The following is a 1,339-nucleotide window of genomic DNA, read 5'->3' on the forward strand; positions in this document are numbered from 1 at the left end:
CGGGCGGACCGGGTGTTCCCGCGGTGTCGGCGGCCCCGGGCGGACCGGACACTCCGGGCGTGTCCGGCACCCCGGCCTCCTCGGCGGCTGCGGTGTCGCCGGCCTCCCCGGCCTTCCTGACCGGCTATCCGGCCGCTCCGGCCTCCCCGGCCACTCCGGCCTCCCCGACTTCCCTGACCGACAACGAGAAAGCGAGCAGCTGATGATGTACGACCTCCTGGTGGTGGGCGCGGGTCCGTACGGTCTGTCGATCGCGTCGCACGCCGCGGCCGCCGGACTGAACCTGCGTGTCTTCGGCCGGCCCATGGCGTCCTGGCGGGACCACATGCCCAGCGGCATGTTCCTGAAGTCGGAGCCGTGGGCGTCCAACCTCTCCGACCCGTCCGGGCGCTGGAAGCTGGACGCGTACTGCGCCGAACAGGGCATGACGGCACGTCACGCGGAGCCGATCCCGGTGGCGACGTTCGCCTCGTACGGCCTGTGGTTCGCCCGCAACGCCGTGCCCGCGGTGGACGAGCGCACGATCACCCGGGTCTCGTCCGGCCCCGACGGTTTCACCGTGGTCACCGAGGACGGGGAGGCGCTGCAGGCGCGGACGGTGGCGCTCGCGATCGGGGTGATGCCGTTCATCGAGGTGCCGGCGGCCCTGCGCGGACTGCACCCCACGCTGGTGACGCACAGCAGCCACCACAGCGACCTCGGCGGTTTCCAGGGCAAGGACGTCACGGTGATCGGCGGCGGCCAGGCGGCGCTGGAGACGGCCGCGCTCCTCGCCGAGCAGGGCACGCGGGTACGGGTGCTGGCGCGCGCCGACCGGCTGCGGTGGAACGATGTGCCGCCGGCCTGGGAGCGGTCCCGGTGGCAGTCGTTCCGGTCGCCGCACAGCGGGCTGGGTCCGGGCTGGCGGAACTGGTTCTACTCCGAGCGCCCCGGCCTGTTCCGGCGGCTGCCCGAGGCGACCCGTTCACGGATCGCGGCCACGGCGCTGGGTCCGGCCGGCGCGTGGTGGGTGCGGGACCGGGTGGAGCGGGCGGTGGACCTGCTGCCGGGCCATGAGGTGACCGCGGCCGCGGCGGTGCCCGGCGGACTGCGGCTGGACCTGACCGACAACGTCGGCGCCCGGCGCAGCCTGGAGACCGAGCACGTCATCGCCGCCACCGGTTTCAAGGCGCACCGCGACCGGCTCGGCCTGCTCTCCGCCGAGCTGCGCGGATCACTGGCCGCACTGCCCGACGGCTCCCCGGCGCTCGGCCACACCTTCGAGTCCTCGCACGACGGTCTGTTCTTCGCGGGTCTGGTGACCGCGTCCGGCTTCGGCCCGGCGATGCGCTTCGTGCAC

1 protein-coding gene and 1 pseudogene are annotated in these 1,339 nt (G+C 74.2%); both read left to right on the forward strand.

Annotated features, from left to right (window positions below; genetic code table 11):
• Nucleotides 1-203: pseudogene (locus B9S61_RS41510) on the forward strand (hypothetical protein); the annotation flags it as partial.
• A gap of 2 nt (nucleotides 204-205) precedes the next feature.
• Nucleotides 206-1,339 (forward strand): NAD(P)-binding domain-containing protein (locus tag B9S61_RS07715; protein WP_103541570.1); only part of this gene is annotated, 1,134 nt, incomplete at its 3' end.

Source organism: Streptomyces sp. SM1, from assembly GCF_002910825.1.
Classification (GTDB): domain Bacteria; phylum Actinomycetota; class Actinomycetes; order Streptomycetales; family Streptomycetaceae; genus Streptomyces; species Streptomyces okerensis.